The 23,005-nt window shown below is 49.0% G+C and carries 16 protein-coding genes and 1 pseudogene; 14 read left to right on the top strand and 3 right to left on the bottom strand.

The genetic code is table 11. The features are described from left to right. The first annotated feature begins 246 nt into the window (after window positions 1-246). Window positions 247-1,189, top strand: a pseudogene (locus tag TERTU_RS11385) (IS5 family transposase). A gap of 297 nt (window positions 1,190-1,486) precedes the next feature. Here the strand turns inward: TERTU_RS11385 and TERTU_RS21790 are convergent. Then, window positions 1,487-2,209 carry a hypothetical protein gene (locus tag TERTU_RS21790; RefSeq protein ID WP_015819356.1) on the bottom strand — a complete coding sequence of 241 codons (723 nt, stop codon included), beginning with the start codon at window positions 2,207-2,209 and terminating at the stop codon, window positions 1,487-1,489. 661 nt (window positions 2,210-2,870) lie between these two features. Beyond that, on the bottom strand, window positions 2,871-6,845 hold the full coding sequence (locus TERTU_RS11380; protein WP_015819823.1) for a cellulose-binding domain-containing protein: 3,975 nt from the start codon (window positions 6,843-6,845) through the stop codon (window positions 2,871-2,873). A gap of 1,313 nt (window positions 6,846-8,158) precedes the next feature. Between TERTU_RS11380 and rsgA the strand changes: the two genes are divergently transcribed. Together rsgA and TERTU_RS11370 are read left to right on the top strand one after the other, a co-directional pair. Then, a complete protein-coding gene (rsgA, locus tag TERTU_RS11375; protein ID WP_041590418.1) occupies window positions 8,159-9,223 on the top strand; it encodes a ribosome small subunit-dependent GTPase A in 1,065 nt (354 codons plus the stop codon). A gap of 212 nt (window positions 9,224-9,435) precedes the next feature. Further along, entirely contained in the window at window positions 9,436-9,804 is a 369-nt protein-coding gene (locus TERTU_RS11370; protein WP_015818691.1) for a hypothetical protein, read from the top strand. A 234-nt stretch (window positions 9,805-10,038) separates the two neighbouring features. Here TERTU_RS11370 and rtcR read toward each other — a convergent pair whose 3' ends face one another. Next, window positions 10,039-11,637, bottom strand: coding sequence for an RNA repair transcriptional activator RtcR (rtcR, locus tag TERTU_RS11365; RefSeq protein ID WP_015817001.1), 1,599 nt, complete (start codon window positions 11,635-11,637; stop codon window positions 10,039-10,041). Between rtcR and TERTU_RS11360 the strand changes: the two genes are divergently transcribed. The 11 genes from TERTU_RS11360 to TERTU_RS11310 all read left to right on the top strand — a co-directional run bounded on the left by TERTU_RS11360 (window position 11,615) and on the right by TERTU_RS11310 (window position 22,811). Then, window positions 11,615-11,863: a hypothetical protein gene (locus tag TERTU_RS11360; RefSeq protein WP_228378142.1), complete on the top strand. Its 249-nt coding sequence runs from the start codon at window positions 11,615-11,617 to the stop codon at window positions 11,861-11,863. The genes rtcR and TERTU_RS11360 overlap by 23 nt on opposite strands. A gap of 21 nt (window positions 11,864-11,884) precedes the next feature. Then, window positions 11,885-13,114, top strand: a complete 1,230-nt coding sequence (locus TERTU_RS11355; protein WP_015816822.1) for an RtcB family protein — start codon at window positions 11,885-11,887, stop codon at window positions 13,112-13,114. A gap of 57 nt (window positions 13,115-13,171) precedes the next feature. Continuing rightward, window positions 13,172-14,236, top strand: a complete 1,065-nt coding sequence (gene rtcA, locus TERTU_RS11350) for an RNA 3'-terminal phosphate cyclase (RefSeq protein ID WP_015820358.1) — start codon at window positions 13,172-13,174, stop codon at window positions 14,234-14,236. 551 nt (window positions 14,237-14,787) lie between these two features. Beyond that, window positions 14,788-15,486 carry a MotA/TolQ/ExbB proton channel family protein gene (locus TERTU_RS11345; RefSeq protein WP_228378141.1) on the top strand — a complete coding sequence of 233 codons (699 nt, stop codon included), beginning with the start codon at window positions 14,788-14,790 and terminating at the stop codon, window positions 15,484-15,486. Window positions 15,487-15,490: 4 nt separating this feature from the next. Continuing rightward, window positions 15,491-15,907: an ExbD/TolR family protein gene (locus TERTU_RS11340; RefSeq protein WP_015818244.1), complete on the top strand. Its 417-nt coding sequence runs from the start codon at window positions 15,491-15,493 to the stop codon at window positions 15,905-15,907. Then, window positions 15,904-16,323, top strand: coding sequence for an ExbD/TolR family protein (locus TERTU_RS11335; protein WP_015818699.1), 420 nt, complete (start codon window positions 15,904-15,906; stop codon window positions 16,321-16,323). The genes TERTU_RS11340 and TERTU_RS11335 overlap by 4 nt, the downstream gene beginning before the upstream one ends. Beyond that, window positions 16,320-17,192 carry an energy transducer TonB gene (locus TERTU_RS11330; RefSeq protein ID WP_015818606.1) on the top strand — a complete coding sequence of 291 codons (873 nt, stop codon included), beginning with the start codon at window positions 16,320-16,322 and terminating at the stop codon, window positions 17,190-17,192. Before TERTU_RS11335 ends, TERTU_RS11330 begins: the two co-directional genes overlap by 4 nt. An 18-nt stretch (window positions 17,193-17,210) precedes the next feature. Then, window positions 17,211-19,601: a TonB-dependent receptor gene (locus TERTU_RS11325; protein WP_015818153.1), complete on the top strand. Its 2,391-nt coding sequence runs from the start codon at window positions 17,211-17,213 to the stop codon at window positions 19,599-19,601. A 158-nt stretch (window positions 19,602-19,759) separates the two neighbouring features. Further along, a complete protein-coding gene (locus tag TERTU_RS11320) occupies window positions 19,760-20,875 on the top strand; it encodes an alpha-hydroxy acid oxidase (RefSeq protein WP_015817676.1) in 1,116 nt (371 codons plus the stop codon). Beyond that, on the top strand, window positions 20,859-21,539 hold the full coding sequence (locus tag TERTU_RS11315) for a Fe2+-dependent dioxygenase (RefSeq protein ID WP_015817220.1): 681 nt from the start codon (window positions 20,859-20,861) through the stop codon (window positions 21,537-21,539). The genes TERTU_RS11320 and TERTU_RS11315 overlap by 17 nt, the downstream gene beginning before the upstream one ends. Before the next feature lie 789 nt (window positions 21,540-22,328). Beyond that, the gene (locus TERTU_RS11310) at window positions 22,329-22,811 is read left to right on the top strand and encodes a hypothetical protein (RefSeq protein WP_015817136.1); all 483 of its coding nucleotides are present in this window, start codon (window positions 22,329-22,331) and stop codon (window positions 22,809-22,811) included. The last annotated feature ends 194 nt before the right edge of the window (window positions 22,812-23,005 follow it).

The raw sequence follows: 23,005 nt of genomic DNA, 5'->3' as shown, positions 1-23,005 counted from the left end.
AGTACACCTTCGGCGACCAGATGCACGTAGAGTGTCGGCTACTCGTCGATTATCGGTTCGGGTTGATTTACATGACGTTAGGCCATTACAACGAAAACTCGTTTGCTCTGCTTGCTCGATCAAAGGCAGAGTTTGACTTCGAAATTAAACCAACCATGCGCGCACTTGGCGTAACAGTCCTAGGGAAGAGCTGAAAATACTGAATATTTGCGATAACACGGCTCATCTCAAGTCGTAGCAAACATTATGTCCCAGTTAAGCTTTTCAGATGCCGAAGGCCAGGCAAAACGCAAACAAACCTCTAGGGAAAAATTCCTTCTTGAGATGGGTAAACTCCTCCCCTGGAATGAGCTCGAAAGGCCGATAGCCCGCTACTAATCAAAATCACTGCGGGGTCGCAAACCGTTCCCGCTTTCAAGCATGCTTCGCATTCACTGCATGCAACTGTTTTATAATCTCAGCGACTCTGCGATGGAGGACACCCTGTACGAAGTTGAATCCATGAGACGCTTTGCCGGAATCAGTATTGATACTGTTCCGGACGAAACAACGATTTTAAATTTCCGTCACTTGCTCGAAAGACATAACCTCGGGAAGAAGCTGTTTTCCAAAATAAACAAACACCTTGCCAAACAAGGCCTTTCCTTTAAGGAAGGCACTATTGTTGATGCCACTATTATCAGCGCACCGACTTCGACAAAAAAACAAATCCTGCCAGCGCGATCCCGAGATGCACCAAACCAAAAAGGGGAATGAATGGCATTTTGGAATGAAAATGCGCATTGGCGTAGACGATGCGTTTGGTGTAATCCATTGTATGGCTACCACCCCTGCCAATGTTCACGAAATGAATTTTGGCAGACAATTACTGCATGGTAACGAAAATCGTATGTGGGGTGATGCGGGTTACCTCGGGATTGAAAAACGGGACGAGGCACAAGACCTGGATATAGACTGGTTTGTTGGCTGCCGCCCTGGAAAACGAAAGACCTTAAGCGGCGCAGCGGCTCAGCTTAAAAAAATCAAGGCGAGTGTACGCGCGAAAGTGGAACATCCGTTTCGCATTATTAAACAGCAGTTTGGTTACAGTAAAACCCGCTATCGCGGATTGGTGAAAAATACAGAGCGTTTATATTTGTTGGCGGGTTTCGCAAACCTTGTTATGTGCAAACGGTATTTGCTGCCCTGAGGGTCAGTGCGCCCTAAATTCAGGTTTTGGCCTGAATTTAGGGTAAATAACCGAGGATATGCTGCGATTTTTTTCTTATTGGAAAAGATACTGCAAAATGAATTAAATCGCTAGAATTTGCGTAAAATTCAGAGGTTCCCTAGATTAAGTGGAAGCTAAGCTGATAATGCACGCACTTTAGTGGTCAACTGACACCGGACACCTTTATACTTGATAATATGTTCTCTTAACGATGTACCCGGTGTCATTTGGCCGCTACGATATCTTCTCCCCCTTGTTAATTTGCTAAAAGATATTCTAAGGCTCAATACTACAAGGAGGTCTACGGCAACCACTTCCTCCGGTAGAAGGGTAGGAAATTAATGCTTCTGCTGTATAAAAACCATCTGATATAGTAGCATTAAGCACTCCGTTAAAACTTGGTCCGACAAGAGGCACTGAAACCACTTTAGTCCCCGAAGCCTCATAGAGATTGTATTCAGCATGATAACTAAGATTAGCGCTATTGATGATTAACTTATAAGGATTCCCTTCTCTCGCATTCTTCGAATAATAGCCATCCACTGAATAGGTAACTGTTGCCTTCCAAGTATCTCTACTTGCTTGCGTAGTTGAAATAAATGGCGCGAGTTGTACGACGACGTCTTTACATAACGAAACTGCCTCAGATGGAGTGCCCCCACCGCCGTAATGCGCTTCCGTTATGACAACCCATGAATCTCCCCTGCTATTTGCACTGTTAAAGGTGACATCATGTTTTGACCATACGAATGGTAATTCCACTACATTATAGTGATCATTTGTTAGAAACCCGTCTTCCGATGAAAACCACCAAACATCTTCTCCATATCGATCTATTGAAGATTTCACACCGAACTCAGTTGGATTGTTAAACAATACGTAGCTGGGCCCCTCGGGCAATCCGTCAGAATTATAACCATGGCTTTGACACGTTCCAGAATGAGCAAACTGAATCAGCATCGATAAAGCCAATCCGAAAACCCCAATGAAATGTTTCATAATAAATCTCCATAATATAAATTTTAGACAAAACCTATTTATTAAAAACCCTAAGTAGAAATCACCACTGTCCTGTTAACTATTAACTTGCCAATGAAAATTGCGAAGTTAAAAGGCGGGGCAGGGAAACACCTCTATTGCGCAATGGGTAGTGTAAGCTATTGAAATATAATAAAATTTATACGCCTCCGTCAGTGTTTCAACTGTGCGCGATTAGCTAGAAATAAGGGAGCCAGATCCCATCCCGATTGATACAAAGTAGTGGTCAAGAACACAAAGCATTTACCGGAGGATCTAGGCTGTGGCACATTGTAATACGATCCTTGCTCAAATTCTAAAATTTAAATCGACTGGGCTGAACCATGGTTTGATGCTGCGAGCGAGGAGATAAAGAGGACATTCACCGATGACATTCACCGATGACATTCACCGATGACATTCACCGATGACATTCACCGATGAAAAACGCCGATGAGAAAAAAGAGTAAAAAAATACGGATATGCGCTGATGAGTCACAGTCGTTTTTTCAAGTGTCAGCAAATCCGACACAAGCCTTTAGAAAGGCACTTAAGCGGAGTTATATAATTAATTACCCCATTAAAAGAAAAAGTGCGACATGGCTATGTCGCACTTTTTTCATTGTTTACTGGCTGGCTGGATTTACTGGCACGCGCCCAGACTTGTCCAGGATTGATCGCTCCCCGGCACCGTTGCGGTGTACCAGTTCGCAACATAGAGTGTGTTTTGGTAGACCATTTGGTCGCCGGCGTCGGCGTGATTAAATTCTCCACCGGCCCAATCTTTGGCTGTCCAATTTGGGTAAACGTTAACTCCGGCACAGTTGCTGCCGCCACCCGAAGAAGATGAACTTGAAGACGAACTGGTGGTTGAGCCTGATGATGAGCTGCTTGAAGAAGAGCTACTTGAAGAGGAGCTGCTACTGGAGCTGGAACTCGTTGAGCCATTACATCCGACTGGGCCACCATTACCCCATTGATTTGAGCAAGTGTTAATACCGATGCATTGGGCATTGTTTTCCCAGCCCCAGCCAGTGTTTTGATTCTGGCACAAAGCATAGAGCGCGCCGTACCAGTTGCACTGGCAGCTGGCGCCACCTGAAGAGCTGGAGCTACTTGATGAACTGGAGCTTGAGCTTGAGCTTGAAGACGTTGAGCTTGCACTTGAAGAAGCCGAGCTGGACGAACTTGAAGAACTGCTGGATGAGTTGGAGCTGCTGGCACTGGACGAGCTACTCGAGGAACTGCTGGAAGAACTCATTCCGCCGGGGAAATCCGCCGCATCGTCCATGGCCGTACCGGCCTGATACTCCACCGCATTACTGTAGCCATCACCATCCAGGTCATCGGCACCATCGGCAAAATTAAATGGGTCGAGTAAATAATTTACCTCAACACTATCCGGTATCAAGTCGTTATCCTGGTCCCCGGGGAAACTTAAAATAACGCCCCATGTCACTGCCCGGCTGTCGACTGCCGGTCCATCGCTTACTCCGATTACGGTTGTGTACTGGCCTGCGTGTTCGGAGTCGAGGCTGCCCGAAACGACACCGGTTTCACTATCGAGACTCAAACCTGCGGGTAGGTTGTTGGCGGAATAAAACAGCGTATTGCCGTCGGCGTCGCTCGCGCTCAATGCAAAATTCACTGTCTCGCCTTCCTGGAAAATCCGTGGTTGTGGGTCGCTGAGCACTGGGGCTGTATTGGTTGTCTGCTGTGGAATACTCAAGTACAAACTGGTGCTGTCCAGGCTGCGCTGTCCAAATCCTGGGCCGGCCCATTCCACGGTAAGAGATTGCGGGCCCCAGGCATCGAACACATCAAGCTGAAAATTATGATAGCCCTCGTTCAGGGTCACTGTGCCGGTTGTTGGCTTGACCCAGAAACCCGTGTTGTTTACCACCATAGCGTTGTTAATACTTAATTGACTGCCATCGTCGGCGTCGGAAACGAAGGTGTATTGACCGGTTTGAGGAATGTAAATTAATGCAGTGAAGCGCAAAGCAAAATTATCGTCGCGTTGCCGCAAGCCAAGATCGAAAGACCGGGTTGTGCCCGAACTCACCACGATTTCGTTGTCCAGATTGGGTGTACCGAACCCCGTGGTTTCGTAGTAGGCGTAATTTAATCCACTACTGCTGCTGAAATTGGGATCGATACGTTTGATCCATGCTTCAACAATATTTGCGCCCGCTTCATCTACCAACGCTTTTGCCAACGGCGGCATGGCATCTGTACCGATCCCGTTAATTAAGTGTAAGGCGGTTGAGCGCTCTGGAAACTGCGGTGTAATAATGAAGGGATCGATAAGGCCGAAATCGCGACTGCTGTTGCCGTAAATAAGATTCTGTTGCGTAAGCTGGCTTGTAAAGCGCGCATCGAATTGTGCGCGACCAGTTGCCGGCTGGTGGCAATAACTACAGTTGGCGTCTAGCCAGCTGCGCGCGCGTGTTTCTAGTGAAGCACTGGCATCGTCAATATTTGCGCCTCGAATTAAATCCGCTACCTGGCTTTCGCTCAGTGAGGTATCGAAAATATTCAGATGGCTCCAGGTTTCTAATTGGTTGGCTAAAATTCCGCTTGGGTAATCTAAGTTACGGTTGATCTGATGCGTGCGTGGGCCGAGCGCGCCTCCCGCGCCATCCGTATGGCAGGTTGTACACTGCGAGCGAGAGGGGAACAACCAGGTTTGCGTACGGCTGCTACCATCGGCCAGTAGAACCGTGTAATCGGCGGTTTCGCTGGTGGTAAGCAAGTCAGCATCGCTCAGGTCTGGACGCCAGCGATAGGCAAGGCCATACCATTTTTCATTCTCGCCAAGCACAAGCAGTCGCGTTTCCAGGCGTGCTCGAATGCTCGGGTCATTCTCATCCAAGGGTAATTCAAAGTGCTTCATCAATACCGTACCAATGGGGTATTGCCAATTACCTGATTCAGAAAACACAATTTTTTCGCTGGTGCTATCGCGGTTGCCATCGTTTGGAATCGCAATCCAACGCTGTTTAAAGGCGCCGTCGCTCCAGAAGGGTTGCACCAGGTCATAAGGGATGAAGTAGTCGGCAACCTTAAAATCTACCAGATCATCAAAAATCCCCAGCAGAGAAATTTGCCCCGGGGCATCAACCAATGGACCGCTGTTGCGCGCGAGAGCGAAAATTGAAGCGTTTTCGCTGGCAACGTCGCCGAGAAATAACTCGCCATTATTATCCTGCCCCCATGTTGCCAGACTGCCCGGTGAAAAGGTAAGCAAGCGGTCGAAAGTCGCGCCCAGACCATCTTCGTCTAGCGTGATCGCCCACACATAATCAGTCATGTAATCGCCAGCGATGTACTTGCCATAGAGCTCAGGAAATTTAGAACCCCGATATACATACCCACCAATAATCGATTGTGATTCGTCGCGAGTAAAGTCGAGAAGTGGATCTGTTAGTTCGCCTCTAATATTTGCAGGCGGATCATAATCGCCCGCTACGCTACCTTCACGAAAGGGCCAGCCGTAGTTTTTGCCAAGCTCGATAATATTGATTTCATCGCGGGCGAGATTACCTACCTCGCTTGACCAGATGCGGCCCGTTTCGGCGTCTAAGGTCATGCGGTGTGCATTGCGATTACCCACAGTGGCAAACTCTTCATACACACCACTTTCACCTACCCAGGGGTTATCATCGGGAATACAGTAAAAATTCCCGGTAATTTCTTCATAAATGCCGTTGGCGAAATCGTTTTCCGGGCTGGCCTCATTCATTCGTCGCACTGGCACATGAGTGCCTTCAGGGCAGGCCCAGGTACCATCGCCGTTAGGTGTTACATCCGTGGCAATACGAATAATCCCGCCTTCGAAGTTGTCCGTAATGCGTTGCGACGTGTTGTAACGAACCTGTTCACCTATCGCCAGCCACAAATAGCCGTCGTTATCGAAGGTTAAACCGCCGCCGCGGTGGGAAGCGTTGTAGAGTTGAATGTTAAGTAAAGTGCGTTCGCTGTCTGGATCGGCCGTGTTGGTTTGGTGATTAAAGGTGAAGCGAGAAAGGCGCAAATAGGCATCGTAAAAAACCTGGTCTTGTTCATCTTGGAAGCTTTCAGGCACCGAATTATTGCAGGGGTGATTTGCAACACCATTGGTTTTAAACTCGCCCTCTAACTCGAATTCGCCAGGAATAGTCGGGTGTGGTCCCACCACACCGCAGCGCGACGTGTAATACACATAAAAATAATTAGCATAGGGCGAACCTTGCTGACCGAACTCTGGATGCACCACCATATTCAAAAAGCCGCCATCAAAAACATTGGCAACTCTGTCGCGCATGTCGAGCACAATGTTAGAAGAGGTGACGTTAGGTGTATTTTCGAACGCCTGAATTAAACCGGAGCGCGAAGCCGCGAACAGCTGATTGTTCGCCGGGTTGGCAGTAATGGCTAAGGTTAAATCGAGGTCCAGGTTGGTGAAAATTGGCTCCGCAGTCCAGTCGGAATTGCTCGGGTCGAGTGGTTTTGTGGTTGGTAGGGTACCGTTTAAAAACGGCGCAACAGGAATATTTTCATCGATGCCGCTGGGTCCAGCCAGTGCACCCTGAAATAACAATACAGCAATGGTAAGTGTTAGAAAGCAATTTTTCATGCCAGCCCCCAGCTGTGCGTTTTTGATAACCTCCAGTCTACCGCAGAGCGATATTTATACACAGGGTATTTTTAATGCGAGACACATGTTCATGGTTAAATGAGAATCCGCGCAACTTGCGAGATAATTAATTTAACAAAACAAAATATTAAGGCGGCTGTTTATTATGTTTTATCTTTTAGTTTTTAAAAAAATAATTTGTCATATTTGTTTCAAAAAATAGGTGTTGGGTTGGATGTTAATGGTGGTGGTGTGGCTATCTACTCGCGTTTGGACTCATGCCCGCCGGTATTTGCTGGTTGTGTTATCGTAATTTTCATAAAAAGGAAGTTCGATTTTGTTGTGTTTGGAGGTGGTCTCATTGCGTTTTTGAATAGTGTTCTAGGTTTTGTATGCATTTTTGAGCGCATAAATATCCGTGTTCGTTGGTTAAGGTTTATGTCACTGTCTAGCGCCGGGGTGTTGCAGTTCTGCATGCGAGTCTGGCTGTTTTAAAACAAACGTTAGGCTGTTGTTGTGCATGTTAAAATGCTTGAATCATGCTTGCTAATATATTTATTTTATGGGGTGTATTGAGTTTTGGGTGGTGAGTAAATGTGGAGTCGTGGCTATCGCATCTTTTTATTTAAGACGGTTGTCTAATTCCAGTTGTGTCGGCTCTGGCGCCTTGTAAGCTAATAGTCAGATAGTTGGGGCGGCGAGAATCACGTAGCCCTATAGGGTGTGAAGTAGAAACTCGTTGCGGTGGGCTCTCATTTGACACATCGCGCTCAATAGACACTGAAACCTGCATTTATGTGGCGGGTGATAAAAGAAAAGACTTAGGCGGCAAACTGTGAGTAATATAGGCAAATCTATTTTTCGAATAGGTCAACAGGAAGGCGTGGTGTTATTGGGGTAGGCTGGCTGCACCAATCGCGACAGTAGCCCGAAACATAAGTAGTGAGCATGACATAAATTCGTCATATTTATAAATTGGCTTTTTGTTTAGCCGACCATTGCCGCAGTTCTGGTGATCACTGTTTTGGGATAAAGTATTTTTACTCGAAGAGATGCGGTTTATCAGATCGTTCTAGTCTCAGGGCGCGAACAATAACTCCATTTCTCCGGTCGGTTTTTCTGGAAATTCTGGTTGGCTTTATAGAACACAGAAAAACTGATGCTTATCAAAAAGTCCAAGCAGAAAAATTGGAAAATGGGTGCCTGACGTGTTTAAACGCTGGTTATACAAGCGTTGGCTGGCGCTTATTGCAAGAACCATTACACTTTGTAACTCACTCGTATCGGCGCTATTTCCCTGCGTGGTAAACGCTATGAATGACGTATTGATCAAACTCGGTTTTGTCCCTTTTTTTGCTCAACAACTAGCTGACCCTGTTGTTCTGGAGAGCCGTCTGGGGCGGGTTATTTCTGTACAGAGGTCTGTTGCCATGGTTGCTTGCGGCGATCAGAGGCGAAATGTAGAGCTGACGTTAAACCTGCAACAGGCCGAACCAGTTGATCGCCCAACGGTTGGTGACTGGGTTATTCTGGATGAAACACACACCCGAATTGAGCAGGTGCTTGAAAGAAAGAGCCTTTTCAAGCGAATCGGGTCTGGTAATACGACACAGTTTCAGCCGATTGCCGCAAATATCGATGTGGTATTTATCGTCAGTTCCTGCAACGATGAATTTAAAGAGTCCCGTCTTGAGCGTTACCTCGCATTGTGCGATGAGGCTGGCGCTATCCCGGTAATTATCCTCACAAAGGTCGATCTCTTAGACGATGCCGGTGGCTATATCGAGCGTGCGCGCAGCGTTCAGTCCGGTGTTGCCGTGGAGGTGGTCAATGCGCTCGATCCATCCACGCTCGATGGTGTAAAAGGGTGGATAGAGGGTAATTCAACGATTGCGCTTGTTGGCTCCTCCGGTGTGGGTAAGTCCACGCTGCTGAATGCGCTGGCGGAGGAGACCTTAGCCGCCACTGGCAGCATTAGGGAAGATGACAAAAAAGGTCGGCATACCACCACCCACAGAGAGTTGTATTTTCTCGCTTCCGGTGGGCTAATTATTGATGTGCCGGGGATGCGGGAACTGCGGGTTGCTGATGTAGATGATGCATTGGGCCATGTTTTTGAAGATATCGAGGAGTTGTCTGAGAAATGCAGGTTTATCGATTGTAAACATATGAATGAGCCTGGTTGTGCTGTATTGGCAGCGATTGAAGAAGGGCGTTTGAGTGGTCGTAGATTGGCCAGTTACCAAAAACTGGTGCGTGAAAATGAATTTGCTACATCAACCTTGGCGGAAAAGCGCGCTAAAGATCGCAGTTTTGGCAAAATGGTTAAAGGTGGAAAACTCCACAAGGAAAAAACCGGCCGCCGCGGCCCTCTATAGCGGTATTCCGCCCCCGAGAAACCGTTACTTTCTCTTAGGCAGCCTGTCGAACCCGCCGATTTCATTCTGAGGCAGCCCAGGTATTAATTCGCTATTTCCAATCATTTTAGCCGGGTCGCCTACGGCTAAATCCTGCAATATGGCCTAATTGCACGAGCAAAGATATAATCCGCCAGCAGGTTTTGCGTTATCAATCACATGGAAATATAACTATGTTAAAAAGCATTTTGAAATTGTTGATCGTGGTAAGTGTTGTTGGGGTTGTAGGCTGTACCACGAGTGGTACTTTTGTCATCCCCGAGGGTAGCCAGCTCTACCTGGCCGGAAGGGATACCCCTGTAGATATCAATGCAAATGGCCAGGTTCGTACGCATGGCTTTAAATGGAGCCAAATTGGTATTCCGCCTGGTGGTGGTGTGTCTTACCGGCTGGAAAAAGACGGTAAAACAATTCAGGAAGGAAAATTAAGATCTAAATTTAGGCCTGCATCCATATTTATACCTATCTATGGGGTTGTGGCGTGCCCAGTCGGGTTGAATGGCGATATCACCTATGATTTGGTCAACGGGACGCAGGAATAACTTGCAGCACTTTAAGCAGCCGCGCCGCTAGGATTTAGGTATTTTTTGCGCGGTTGTTGTATTGCATTTGATGTATGGCGTTTAGTTGGGGCTGCTTGGGTGCTGAGTATCAGTGCCCGCCTTAGCCCTCAGTTGGGCGCTTAGCCCGTCAGAGTTTCGGCCTCGAATTCATTTGACTCAACCCTTTCGAAAGTTGAGTTGGCTATTTAAAATCGCGTTTATCTCCGCTACCCATTATTGAATATCCGAAAATTCCAACCCATATTTAGCCAGTAGCTGTTTAACCCTGTGGGAATCGTTATTGGATTTTTTCAGGTTTCGGCTCTTATCGAACAGCTTTCTCCCGGCTTCTGCCATTGAGCTTGATGCTTTGCAAACCGAAACTATGCCCGCCAGGTTCATTTGCTCGTAATAATCTAGCGCATTTAGCCCGGCGCTTCCGAGCAGAGGTTCCAGCAATAGCTGTGGTGTTGTTGGGTTAGGGGGTTGCTGTGTTGTTAGCCATTTGCCTTCCAGGCGTTTAATCTCTTCTGCGACGACATTGCGAGTTATGCGGCCGCCATCCGCCAGGGTACCCATGCGGGTAATGCTAGCGTTAAGGTCTCTGAAGTTGGCGGACCAGCTTGCCGCAGGCGATTTTCCAAACGCCAGGTAAAGCGTTCGAGCATCTTTGTTCAGGCTTACTCGGTAACCTGCTTTGTTCGAAAATTGTTCCAGCTCATAGTCCAGATTGGGCTCCAGGTCTTCCAGCCGTTCTTTTAGCGAGGGCAACCGATAAGTCCATAAGTCGATACGGGCAAGCAGGTCTTCGCGAAACTGGCCTGCTTTAGCGCATTGGATTAAATCACGGTTGGTGCCTGCTATGAGTTGGAAGTTACTGCTGACCTCACTGTCGGCCCCGAAGGGCGTGAAGCGTTTGTCTTCGATCGCACGCAGCAGCATGGCCTGTTCGTCCAGCCCCAGTTCACCAATCTCGTCCAGAAACAGCAGGCCGCTGTTTGCTTCTTTAAGCAAGCCAGCACGATCTGATGTCGCACCGGTAAAGGCTCCTTTTTTATGGCCGAATAGTGCAGACATCGCATTTTCCCCGCGCAGAGTTGCGCAGTTGACGGTAACCAGTTTACCTTTCAGTTTTCCCCGTTGTTTGCGTAGTTCGTAAACGCGCTGTGCAAGCTGTGATTTGCCGGCTCCCGTGGGCCCGGTAATTAATATAGGCTCCTGTGAGCGAACCGAGACTTTCTCCAGCTGCTCGATCATCCTGTTGAAGTCGGCATTATTTGTTTCTATGCCACCTTTTAAATAGGCCGTTCCTTCCTGGTGTTCTTTTTTAAAGCGCGATGCAATCTGGTCGTATTTTGAAAGATCCAGGTCGATAATCTGATACTGACCGGGCGCATTACTTGCGCGTTCGGCGGGGCTCGTTTGCAGTAGTTTGCCGGGAAAATAGCCAGCCTCAGTAAGCAAATATAGGCATATCTGCGCTACGTGGGTGCCGGTCGTGATGTGAACCAAATACTGCTCTTTGCTCGGTCTAAAACGGTAGGCTCGTGCAAAATCCAGCAGGCTGCTGTACACGCTTTCGAAATCCCAGGGTTCGTTAAAATTTACGTTGTGAAACACCACTTCGGTTTCAGGTGAAACCTGGGAAATATCTTCTCGTACCTGTTTTGCAAGGCTGGTTGAGCGGCGGTCGAATAGCAGCTCAAGGCGATCTATCAGTAGATCGTCGTGCTGACACATAGATATGGTTGGGCGCCATTTATCCCAACGGTTCTCACCCTTGCCGCGCCTGTCCATGGTGGTGCCGAGTATGCTGATAACTGTTGTTTTCATGCTATCTAAAATAATAGATGGCTATCAAAAAAGATATAAATATTTTGAGTGCCCTTTGCGCTCCAGTGTCGTCGATGATCAGTTTTCTATTTTAAAACTATTAAAAATCAATCACATAGGCGTACTTTTTACTATTCAATGGTTTGTTGGCACTGTCTTCGCTATGTGGCTGTTGCGTTTGGATAACAGAACCGGTGATAAGGCCGGATTCACACCAGAACAATAAAGTGTTAACGGAGGTAATCAGGTGGAGCAGCAGGCGTACGAAGTGATGCAGAGCGAGGGTGTGCCCATTAAATCCTGGACGCTAGGCGTACCATTTGAAGAGGGTGCAAAAGAGCAGCTTAGAAAGCTGGCCGGGATGCCGTTCATCCACAAGTGGGTGGCGGTTATGCCTGACGTTCATGTGGGGTTGGGGGCGACTATCGGTAGTGTTGTGCCGACCCTGGGCGCGGTAATTCCAGCTGCGGTTGGGGTGGATATTGGTTGCGGAATGATGGCTGTTAAGACAAGCCTGACCTCCGCTCAGTTACCAGAAAACCTGGCTGCCGTTCGTAGCGCAATCGAACGTGCCGTACCTCACGGGCGTACCTCTGGCCGGGGTGGTAAGGTGCGGGATAAGGGCGCGTGGGCGAACGTTCCCGACGATGTGGCCCATGCCTGGCTCGGTCTCGATGGCCAATTTGCCATTCTGAAAGAAAAGCACCGGATATTAAAAAATACAAACAATGTTAACCATTTGGGTACCCTGGGGACAGGTAACCACTTTATTGAGATGTGTCTGGATGAGCACGACAGTGTGTGGCTGATGTTGCACAGCGGGTCACGCGGTGTGGGAAACCGGATTGGCACTTACTTTATTGAGCAGGCCAAAAAAGATATGGAGCGCTGGCATATTCATCTGCCGGACTCTGATTTAGCTTACTTTCCAGAAGGTTCCGAGCATTTTGATGATTACGTGGAGGCTGTCGAGTGGGCGCAGAGCTTTGCACGAATAAATCGCGAAGTGATGATGAAGCGCGTTGTTAGCGCAGTAGAAGGTGTATTGAGTCTTCCTTTTTCCGCAAGTGTGGAAGCTGTTAATTGCCATCACAATTATGTATCGCGTGAGCACCACTACGGCCAAAGCGTATTGGTTACCCGCAAAGGGGCGGTACGGGCACGCAGGGGTGAGATGGGCATTATCCCAGGAAGTATGGGCGCGCGTTCATTTATTGTTCGGGGTTTGGGTAACGAGGAAAGTTTTTGTAGTTGTAGCCACGGCGCGGGCCGCGTTATGTCGCGTACCCAGGCGAAAAAAATGGTATCACTGGAAGAACACCGCAAGGCAACTGCGGATGTGGAGTGTCGCAAGGACGAGGGTGTCATCGATGAAACACCATCAGCCTATAAGCCAATAGAAAAAGTTATGACAGCGCAGAAAGATTTGGTTGAAGTCGTTTATACCCTCAAGCAAATTGTTTGTGTAAAAGGCTAGACAAAATTGCGGTGCAACGCTGGTGATAAAACAGAATAATTTAAACGGAATTTCAGTATGCCAGGGGATGGCAATAACGGGGGAACAGGTGTGGTGATAATTGACGGTTCGCAAGGCGAGGGCGGGGGGCAAATTTTTCGTACGGCGCTTACCTTGGCGATGTGCATCGGTAAGGCAGTGACGATTGAAAATATCAGAGCCGGCCGGAAAAAGCCCGGCTTGCTCAGGCAGCATTTAGCTTGCTTGAAAGCGGCGTCTGCCGTATGCAACGCACAAGTCGATGGAGATACTTTAGGCTCGAGGCGGGTGGTATTTCGGCCCGGCGCAGTCATTCCCGGGCACTACCGTTTCGCAGTTGGGTCCGCGGGTAGTACACCATTGGTGTTTCGGACAGTGTTCCTGCCATTGGCGTTAGCTGGCGGCAGCAGCGAGTTGTACTTGGAAGGCGGAACCCACAACCCCATGGCTCCCAGTGTCGATTTTATCGCGCACAGTTTCCTGCCGGTATTGGCCGCGGTGGGTTGGCAAGCGGAGGTATCGCTCGAACGCCACGGTTTTTACCCGTCCGGCGGTGGCGCTTGGTGCGTGCGTATTTCTCCTGCGCAGCAAATTCGGTTTCTTGAATTATTAGTGCCGGGTGAGTTAAAGCGCAAATGTGCTATCGCAACTTCCGCGAATATTCCTGCACATGTTATTGAGCGTGAGCTGGAGTACGTGAAGAAAAAATGCTACTGGAACGACAACGAACTGGTTCGACAAATTGTCAGCTCGCCAGGACAGGGCAATATAGTATCCGTGCGACTGCACATGGAAAATACATCGGCCGTGTTTGAGGCTGTTGGTGAACGTAACCTTACTGCGGAGCGGGTAGCCGGAAGAGCTGTAAAAGCGATGAAAAATTACTTGCACAGCGGTGCCGCAGTGTGCAGCCACCTGGCGGACCAGCTGCTATTGCCTCTCGTACTTGGGTGCGGAGGAAAATTCTCGACAATGGCACCAACTGAGCATTTACGTACAAATATTGCAGTAATCACACAGATGCTGCCTGCCACAATCTTACTTCAGCCGATGGACGAGGGGGCCTGGTGCGTGGATGTCGCCCCGAGTCAAACACCTGTTTGAGCTGTTTCATATCCCTGTTGTGCGCTCACATTCGTTTTACATGCTATGAATGGGTGGGGGCGCGACTAAACCATGGCTTATATCCTAACTTGCCTGCCTTGTGCGTCGCTGCGCAGTCGGTTTTAGCCTTTTAAACTTCTTATCCTTATAGGAGCCTCCGATTAACCTAGTGATTCCTCTAGCTTTCTGGGGATTAACGTGCGTAGGGGCGGGAGCGAGGCGTGCTGCTTGCCTACATGGGCGTAGGTGAGTAGCGTGAGCAGGAGCTTCGCACGGCGAACGAGCGCAACACCCTCTGGTTAAATTCCTGAAAGCCCCGTAGCACCCACGGGCATAAAGGACCTAACAACTAATCGCCGCACGTCACACCGAGAAATTACTAGGTTGATCAGGTTCCTATTCCCGGACTACCGCAACTACCTCACTCCCTCGCCAAATCGATTCACACCTTCACCAAATTGCCTGTGGTGTCGCGTCCTGCGATTGTCCGCACTTGTACCGAAAATAAAAAGTTCCATAAACTATTGTAATCTATATGAGAAGTATTATCATTGCGATTAATATCTGTATTTGGCGCGTTGTCGGTGAGGTTTGGTATGCAGGCGTTGGTGGAGTTTCTGGTACTTGGAGGGTTGGTGGTGCAGGTGCTGCTGGTGTTTTCGGTGGTGTCTGTGGCGATCATTCTGGTTAAGTTGTGGCAGGCATTTCAGTATCGCCCGGCGGCCAATGCGCACCCCGAGCAGGTTTTGGGGCACTTCGAGAAAGGCGAATGGCAGCAAGCCTTGTTGCTAAGTAAGAATCAGCGCAATGCACGTGCCTTGGTGATGGCTTCCGCCCTTAATGCCTTTGACCAGGGTTCGCTCGGGGAGGCCGACGTTCGAGCCGAGGTGGGCCGCGTTGCCCGCAATGAGATAGAAGAACAACAGCGTTATTTACGGGTACTTGAGGTTGTGGCCATGGTTGCTCCGCTGCTGGGGCTATTTGGCACCGTACTCGGGATGATTTCGGCGTTTCAGGCGATGGAAGACGCCGGTGCTCAGGTGAACCCGTCAGTGTTGTCCGGTGGAATCTGGAAAGCCCTTATGACGACAGCGGTGGGGCTGGCGGTTGCCATTCCTGTGTCGATTGCGCATAGCTGGCTGGAACGCAGAGTGGAAAACCTGGCTCACCATATTTCTGATGATGTACAGCGGTTGTTTACGGCATTTCACCAGCGCAATGCCCAACACTTAGCCAAAAAACAGGCGTGATAGAGTGTTAGAAGCATATATCGATAAACCGCGGCGAAAAAAAATAAGCCTGACTGCGCTGATTGATGTGGTTTTTATTCTGCTGCTGTTTTTTATGCTGACATCGTCGTTCAGTCAGTCGCGGGCGGTCAACTTATCACAGCCGATAGCGTCGGCAGCAACGCCCACACCGTCTCGAACGCAGCTGTTGTTACTCTATGGAGACGGCCATGTACGCGTGCACAACAGTGATTTTTTTCTCGCTGACTATCGAGAGTTGTCTGGTTCGCATTTAACTGAACTCGACAATACCGCACCGGTGGTATTGCTGACAGAAAGCTCAGTCCAGATTACGGCGATTACGGAGCTGCTGAGTCTTTTAAACGCGTTGAATTTTGAGCAAACGACGCTCGGTGGCTTGTTGCCGGAGGACCGGCAATGAACGGGTTTTCGGCACAGGAATTTATTGGTCCGCGCAGACGCTCCGACTCTGAGGGGATGATTCCGCTCATTAATATCGTGTTTTTGCTGCTTATCTTTTTTATGGTTGCGGGCCAAATGAGCTGGTTGAGCCAGCTGAATCTGGAGTTGCCGAAGTCGAACAGCCAACAGCCTGTCGACGCCTCTCAGCCGACACTCGCACAGGATGCCGCAGGTCAGCTGTATTTTAATGGCGACAGCGTCTCAACTGAAGAATTGGCAGCACGCCTTATCAACGCAGCGGCGACAGATACGCCTATTAATATTTCCATGGATAAACACCTAACCGCAAAAGAGTTGGATGTTGTTCTAGCGCAGTTACGTCAAGCGGGTATTGCCCAATTTGTGTTGTATTCAACGGTAACAGACGACTTATGAACACGGCCGGTTGGATTGCTGCACTTGGCTTTTCCGGTGCTCTTCACCTGTTGGTTGCAGCGTACTTTCTGCACGCACAAGAGCGTACAGAGATAGCCGGATATGCTGCGGGAGAAGGTGAGGGCGGTGTCGCGGTTGGCGTGGGAATGGCGGGCTCCTATATGGATTTGCTGCGTGAGACGGACGCCTCACTCGAATCTGATGAGCCTGCGGAAACGGCTGTCGATTCCGAGGTTATTGAAACCGAGAAAGTCGTCAACGAAAAAATCACTACCCCAATGGCTGATCACGTAAAAGAGGTACCTGTACAGGAAGTACCGGCGCCGGTGATTCGCGAGAAAGCAACTCCTGCCCTAGCTGTTGCTGTTGTTGAGCGCATTCCACAAGCAAAAGATACGGTGGTTGTGAATGCGAAGCTGGACGTGGCACCGGAGCAAGAGCAACAAAAAGTAAAGACCCCGGAAAATACTGCCCCGCAGGCAGAAAAATCGAGTACGCCAAAAAAATCAGCGGCGCTGGCGATGCAAAAGGCAACTGGACGCGGGGATCATGCCGGTTCCGGGGGGCGAGTCGGAAATAGTCGAAGTTATTTTGGCCATTTAACCTCATGGTTAAACCAGCACAAGGATTACCCCGCACACCTAAAAAAACGCAAGGTTCAGGGTGTGGTGGTGGTGCGCTTTACGATCAACGCCACCGGCGAAATTCTTCACAAAGCAATCAAGAAAAGTTCAGGGAATACGGAGTTGGACCAGGCTGCACTGGATGTGCTCGATAAAGCAAATCCACTCCCGCCAATACCGGCAGAAATGAAGCGTACAAAGCTCACGCTGTCACTTCCTGTCGATTACTCACTTATTACAAAGTAAACCCCCTTAGGAGTTGTTATGGAAAAGAAGCCCGCTGGACAACTGCGTCCGAAATCTCTGCGTCAACACATGTTCGGTGATCGTCATCCGCTGTTAGCGGCTGGTGTTACTGCCGTGTTTGCCGCCTCGCCTGCGTTAGCGCAAGACGATGAAGAAATCGCTCTGGATACATTGCAAATTGAAGAGCGCACAATCGATACGAACCCTTACGCAGAAAAGGGCGCTCCGTATAAAGCGAAAGTGTCCGGTGATGAGCGTAGAGTAAAGCCATTGGCGGAAACGCCAACTACCATCAGCGTGCTTACCAAGACTCAGATTGAGGAGTCGGGGCGTGAAGACTTACGTGAAATTCTGGCAGGTCAGCCCGGTATTACTCTGGGTACCGGCGAAAATGGTAACGCCTTTGGTGATCGCTATATTATCCGCGGCCATGAAGCTCGCAGCGATGTATTCGTCGACGGCTTGCGCGACCCGGGGATGACCACGCGCGAAAGCTTCGCGGTCGATCAAATCGAAATTACTAAAGGGCCAAGCTCCACCTTCGCTGGACGCGGCTCGACCGGCGGTGCCGTTAACAGTGTCACCAAACAAGCAAGCAGCCAATATGATTTCACGAAAGTGAATGCGGGCGTGGGAACCGACTCCTATTATCGGGTAACCCTCGACGCCAATAAAAAAATCAACGATGCGATAGCCGTGCGGGCAAACGTATTATTTGCCGACCAGGATGTGCCAGATCGGGCGCCCGCATCGCGCGAGCGCTCAGGGCTTGCATTGTCTGGTGCCTGGGAAGCGAGCGAGAAAATCAAATTTGTCGCTGATTACTATTACCTGAATGCGGAAGACAAACCCGACCTGGGCACCTACATTGATCGCACCACCGGCGAGCCGGTAGAAGATGTTCCTGTGTATCTGCAGGATGAAGACTTTCTTAAATCTGAAATTAATGTCGCTACCTTGCGGGCGAACTTTAACTTTAGTGAAAGCATGCGTTTGACTAATGTATTGCGTTCCGGTACTACCGAAAACGGTTATGTGGTGACTGGTACGCGCACGGGTAATCGCGACGAGACAGACCCGGTTGCGCCGGGTGCTGCCACGATTACACCCAGTACTCATCAAGGCTGGCAGGAAGTTGAATATCTTGTTAACCAGACGAATTTTTACCTGGATGTAGCAGACCATCAATTACTTTTTGGTTTTGAATATTCGGATCTCAATGTAACCAATGGTGTTTATTCGGTAACTGACACCGGCGAGGGAAACTGTATACTGCCTCCTGGCGGAGGCCAGACTGAAGCCGGCCCCGGTTTCTGTTTAACCGACCCTAATGGAAATGCCGTTGACAATATTAATAGTCTGCTCGTGCGCGACATAGTGCGTGGTAATTACGATAGTGATTACACTGTGAAAACCACCTCGTTTTCTGTGATGGACACCTACGATGTTACCGACAAATTTTCGGTATTCGCGGGCGTTCGTATGGACAACTTTGACTACAACAATGCGACCCTTAGCGGCGGCGCCACCGAAGCTACAGACTGGTCTTATTCTGACACTTTGTGGAACGGCCACCTGGGGCTGGTGTACGATGTGGCTGAGCAAGGCAATGTTTATGTTACCTATAGCACCGCAACCAATATCAATGGTGGTGAGTCGGACGTTGGCGGCAACTGTGGGTATGGTGGACTTTGTGGCTCTGCCGATCAGGTCGAGAACAGTAAGCCGGAAAGCGTTGAAAATATCGAGTTGGGCACAAAGTGGAATCTACGGGATGAAAAACTACTGTTCACGGCGGCGCTGTTTCAAATTACCAAGTCGGACGTAATGGAAGGTGCGGACTATGAATCCACCGGGACGTTCAACACTGGCGAGAACCGTGTGCAAGGGGTTGAATTTTCTCTTGTCGGTAATCTGACTGAAAAACTCAGTACGCAGTTTGGCGTTGCTTTTATGGATGCCGAGATCACCGAATCGTTCAATAATGGTGTAAACCAAACCTTGGTTACACGAGGACCGAACGCTGGAACTTATCAAACAACGGATGACATTCGCGGGCGTACACTGAGTAACTTTGCCGACAATAGTGCGTTTTTACAGTTGCGCTATCAAATGACCGAGGCGCTTGCGCTAGGCGGTTCTTGGACCTATAGCAGCGAGATGTACTCCGGGCAGCCTGACACCGCGCCAGGATGGAATGCTGCAACCAACGATTACTCGATTCGTATTCCAGACTACAGCTACTTCGATTTGTTCGCGACTTACGATATCAACGAGCAGACCAATGTACGCCTGAACATCGGCAATGTTACGGACGAAGCCTACTATCTTGCCGCATACCGCAGTGGCTCGTTTACTTACATTGGCGATGCGCGCCATGCTACGCTGACCTTTGGCTTTGAGTTCTAACGAGCGTTAAAAGCTGTCGTGGTGATGCTGCCACGGTCTGGTAACAGGCTGTGGCAGTATTTCGTTAAGGCGAAAGATTTACCCAATCAAAAATCAGTGCGTATTTTAGTTTGAGCTGTCACTGTAGCGAACCAGTACTTGGATTTAGACGGGGTTTTATGACTCAACATCTCACACATATTCCACCGGAATTAGCGAGTCTTGCGGATTACGAGCAATTTGCCGAGCAGTTTATAGACCCCGCTGCCTGGGCTTATATTCAAGGCGGAAGTGGTGATGAGCGGGCATTGCAAAATAATTGTAACGCGTTTGCCAAGTACCAGTGCCTGCCTTCGTTATTGCGCCCTTGTGGCGAGGGAACGACGGAGGTCAGGCTCATTGACACCGTGCTGAGGCATCCCATCGTGCTTGCGCCCGTCGCCTATCAAAAACTGGTGCATGATCTTGCCGAAATTGAAACAGCGAGAGCAGCGGACGCCACCGATAGTCTAATGGTGAGCAGTACGCTCGCGTCTGTGCCAATGGAAGAAGTTATAACACACAATAAGGGCACGAACTGGTTTCAACTTTATTTTCAGCCTGACCGGGATATAACCCAGGACTTGGTGGCACGCGCGGAGGCGTCGGGGTTTAGCGCGTTAATGGTAACCTTGGATGCGCCGGTACAAACCTTTAGCCGCAGGCTAATGCGCAAAGGCTGTGGTTTGCCTGCGGATATTACCGCTGCCAACCTGATTAATTATGCGCAGCCGGAGCCTGTGGAAATTGGGCGGTATGAGAGCCGTGTATTTCAGGGCGTGATGAGAAAAGCTCCTACTTTCGCAGATCTGGAGTGGCTCATTAACTATTCAAAACTACCAGTGATTGTAAAGGGCGTTTTAAATCCCAACGACGCTGAGCGTTTGCTCGGTTGTGGAGTTTCCGGAATTGTAGTGTCGAATCACGGTGGCCGAGCATTTGCTGCCGCGCCAGCCGCGATCGATTGCCTTGCTGCTGTTCGCGAGCGAGTGGGGGATGCATGTGTGCTTGTCGATAGCGGCGTGCGTAGCGGCTACGATGTCTTTAAAGCTCTGGCGCTCGGCGCCGATGCGGTGATGATAGGCCGGCCACAAGTGCATGCCCTGGCTATTGCAGGTGCGCTGGGTGTCGCGCACATGTTGCAGTTATTGCGAGATGAGCTTGAGGTCGCTATGGCAATGGCGGGCTGCGCCACTATAGACGAAATTAAACGTGTGCCCGTTTGGAAAGGTGATGACTATGTTAATCGTAATTGATGCCTTGTTGGCCGAGGCCGAAGTCCTTAAGTGGCGCGCAAGGCTTGAAGACGCAGAATGGTTGGATGGCAGGGGTACGGGTGGTACCTTGTCAGCGGCGGTAAAATCGAATTTACAGTTGCCGGATACCAGCGAGCTTGCGATAAATTTGGGAAATACTATCGTGCAAAAACTGGGAGTACATCCGCTATTTCTATCGGCAGCATTACCGGAGAAAATCTACCCGCCTAAATTTAATTGTTATCGTAATGGGGGAGCTTACGGAACCCATGTCGATAGCGCGATTATGGTTATGCCAAATAAACAAAGCCTGCGCACAGATATTTCCGCAACGCTATTTCTAAGCGACCCGGATAGCTACGACGGTGGTGAGCTGGAGATAGAAACTGCTTTTGGTGCCCAAGCGGTAAAGTTGAATGCTGGTGATTTGGTGCTGTATCCGTCGAGCAGTCTGCATCGGGTAACGCCGGTTACACGCGGTCAGCGGGTGGCGTCATTTATCTGGATTCAAAGTATGGTGCCGGATGAAGCGGAACGTGCCTTGTTATTCGATTTGGACCAAAGTATTCAGAGTCTAATAAGCGAGAAGCCCGCGGATGATCCTACGTTGTTGCGTTTAACCTCGGTCTATCACAACCTTTTGCGTCGTTATGCGAAATTCTAGCTAACCTAAATTGGCGTCTATTCTTTGCCGCTCCTAGTGTTTAAACACAGGGCTGAAACTATGATTTTAAGCCAAGATTTTAAACCAGGATTTGAAGCTTGTTGTCGAAATTAGTTGTTGAGACCGCTTGTTGAAGCCAGTTCTGCCCGGTTTGCGCGTGCTTTAGTGTCAATAGTCGTTTCGATAATAGCGTTAATATTTGCAATTTTTTGTCACGCCATCGCACACTCTGTTGGTGCGCGCAATTTCTTGATGACTGCAAAATTTCTGCCCACTCAGTCTTCCCGTTTTATATAACAAATCTCAAATCGTTTTTTATCTTATATCGCCAATGGGTTTTTGGAGTATCTGGGTACTTAAAAGAAAGTGTGTGAATACGCTTTGCGTTAGACATGTTTTTTATAAGGAAGCTGTGTTGTTTTTGTTGTTCTTTTGTGTGCCGATTTTTTGGGGTGTGTCACAAATTTAAAATCTTCTTCCCAGCCCATTTTTTAAAAAGATTATATCTAAGCTTGAATTGAATCCCAGTTTAAAAGCTCAGGTTGGAGCTTTAGATATTTAATCGGAATAAAAGTTACTCGCTTCTGTTGTTTTGTTGTTTTCTCGCCGGGTTTTGGTTTGTCTACATCTATTTTCAGATATTAGCAAGGAATTAGTGCTGCTGGAGACGGCTTTCGCATCTGCCTATACTCGAACCGCCAGCGTAAATACGTTTGCCGCTATTTTAGCTCGGTTCCGCTGGGGTCCCAAAATAAGGTGATTAACATTTGAATAATAGGAGATTTTTCAATGAAAATTCGTCACTTGTTTTTGCTTTCCGCTGCTGCGTTTATTTCAACTTCGGCGCTGGCAACAGACAGAAATTACCATTCGCGCATTTGTGAGGTCGCTGAGTCGACCTCCTATTCACAGAGCTACTATAAAGGCATCGGCACTATTCAAAATGACGATACGACCAAGTATATGCGCGTACTGTGCCCCATCGTGCGCACAGAAGATACGACGGTGTCTGCGTCTGTGTATGTGGTAGACAACAGCTCCACGGCTGATGCCCGCTGTTATGTTTGGGGCGTGAATGCCGGTGGCAGTTCTGCATCGGGTCGGGTGGCATATTCTTCGGGTGCATCTACAGCCTATCAAACGTTGAACCTTTCGGCGATCACCCCTGGTGGAACCCTCTGGGAGGACGCCTATATCGATTGCTATATTCCTGCGCGTGACGGAACTAGCTTGCCGTCGAAATTTTTGCACTACACCATTACTGAAAACTAATTCGTTAGCGGGCAATTGAATAATTGCATTTGCCGCATTGCTTGGGCCACGGCTAAAACTCCTTTTGGTGCTGCGTTATTCCTGCATGTTTCGCAGGTTAACCTAAGTTGTGGCTCTTGCTGATGTGCTGATGCTTTTTAATAGCTTGCCGTATGGCGTATCACCAATCCGCGCTGTCGCTGATGGCGCGGTTT

This window comes from Teredinibacter turnerae T7901 (assembly GCF_000023025.1).
In the GTDB taxonomy this organism is placed as follows: domain Bacteria; phylum Pseudomonadota; class Gammaproteobacteria; order Pseudomonadales; family Cellvibrionaceae; genus Teredinibacter; species Teredinibacter turnerae_B.
This window is presented reverse-complemented; position numbering and strand designations above follow the sequence as displayed.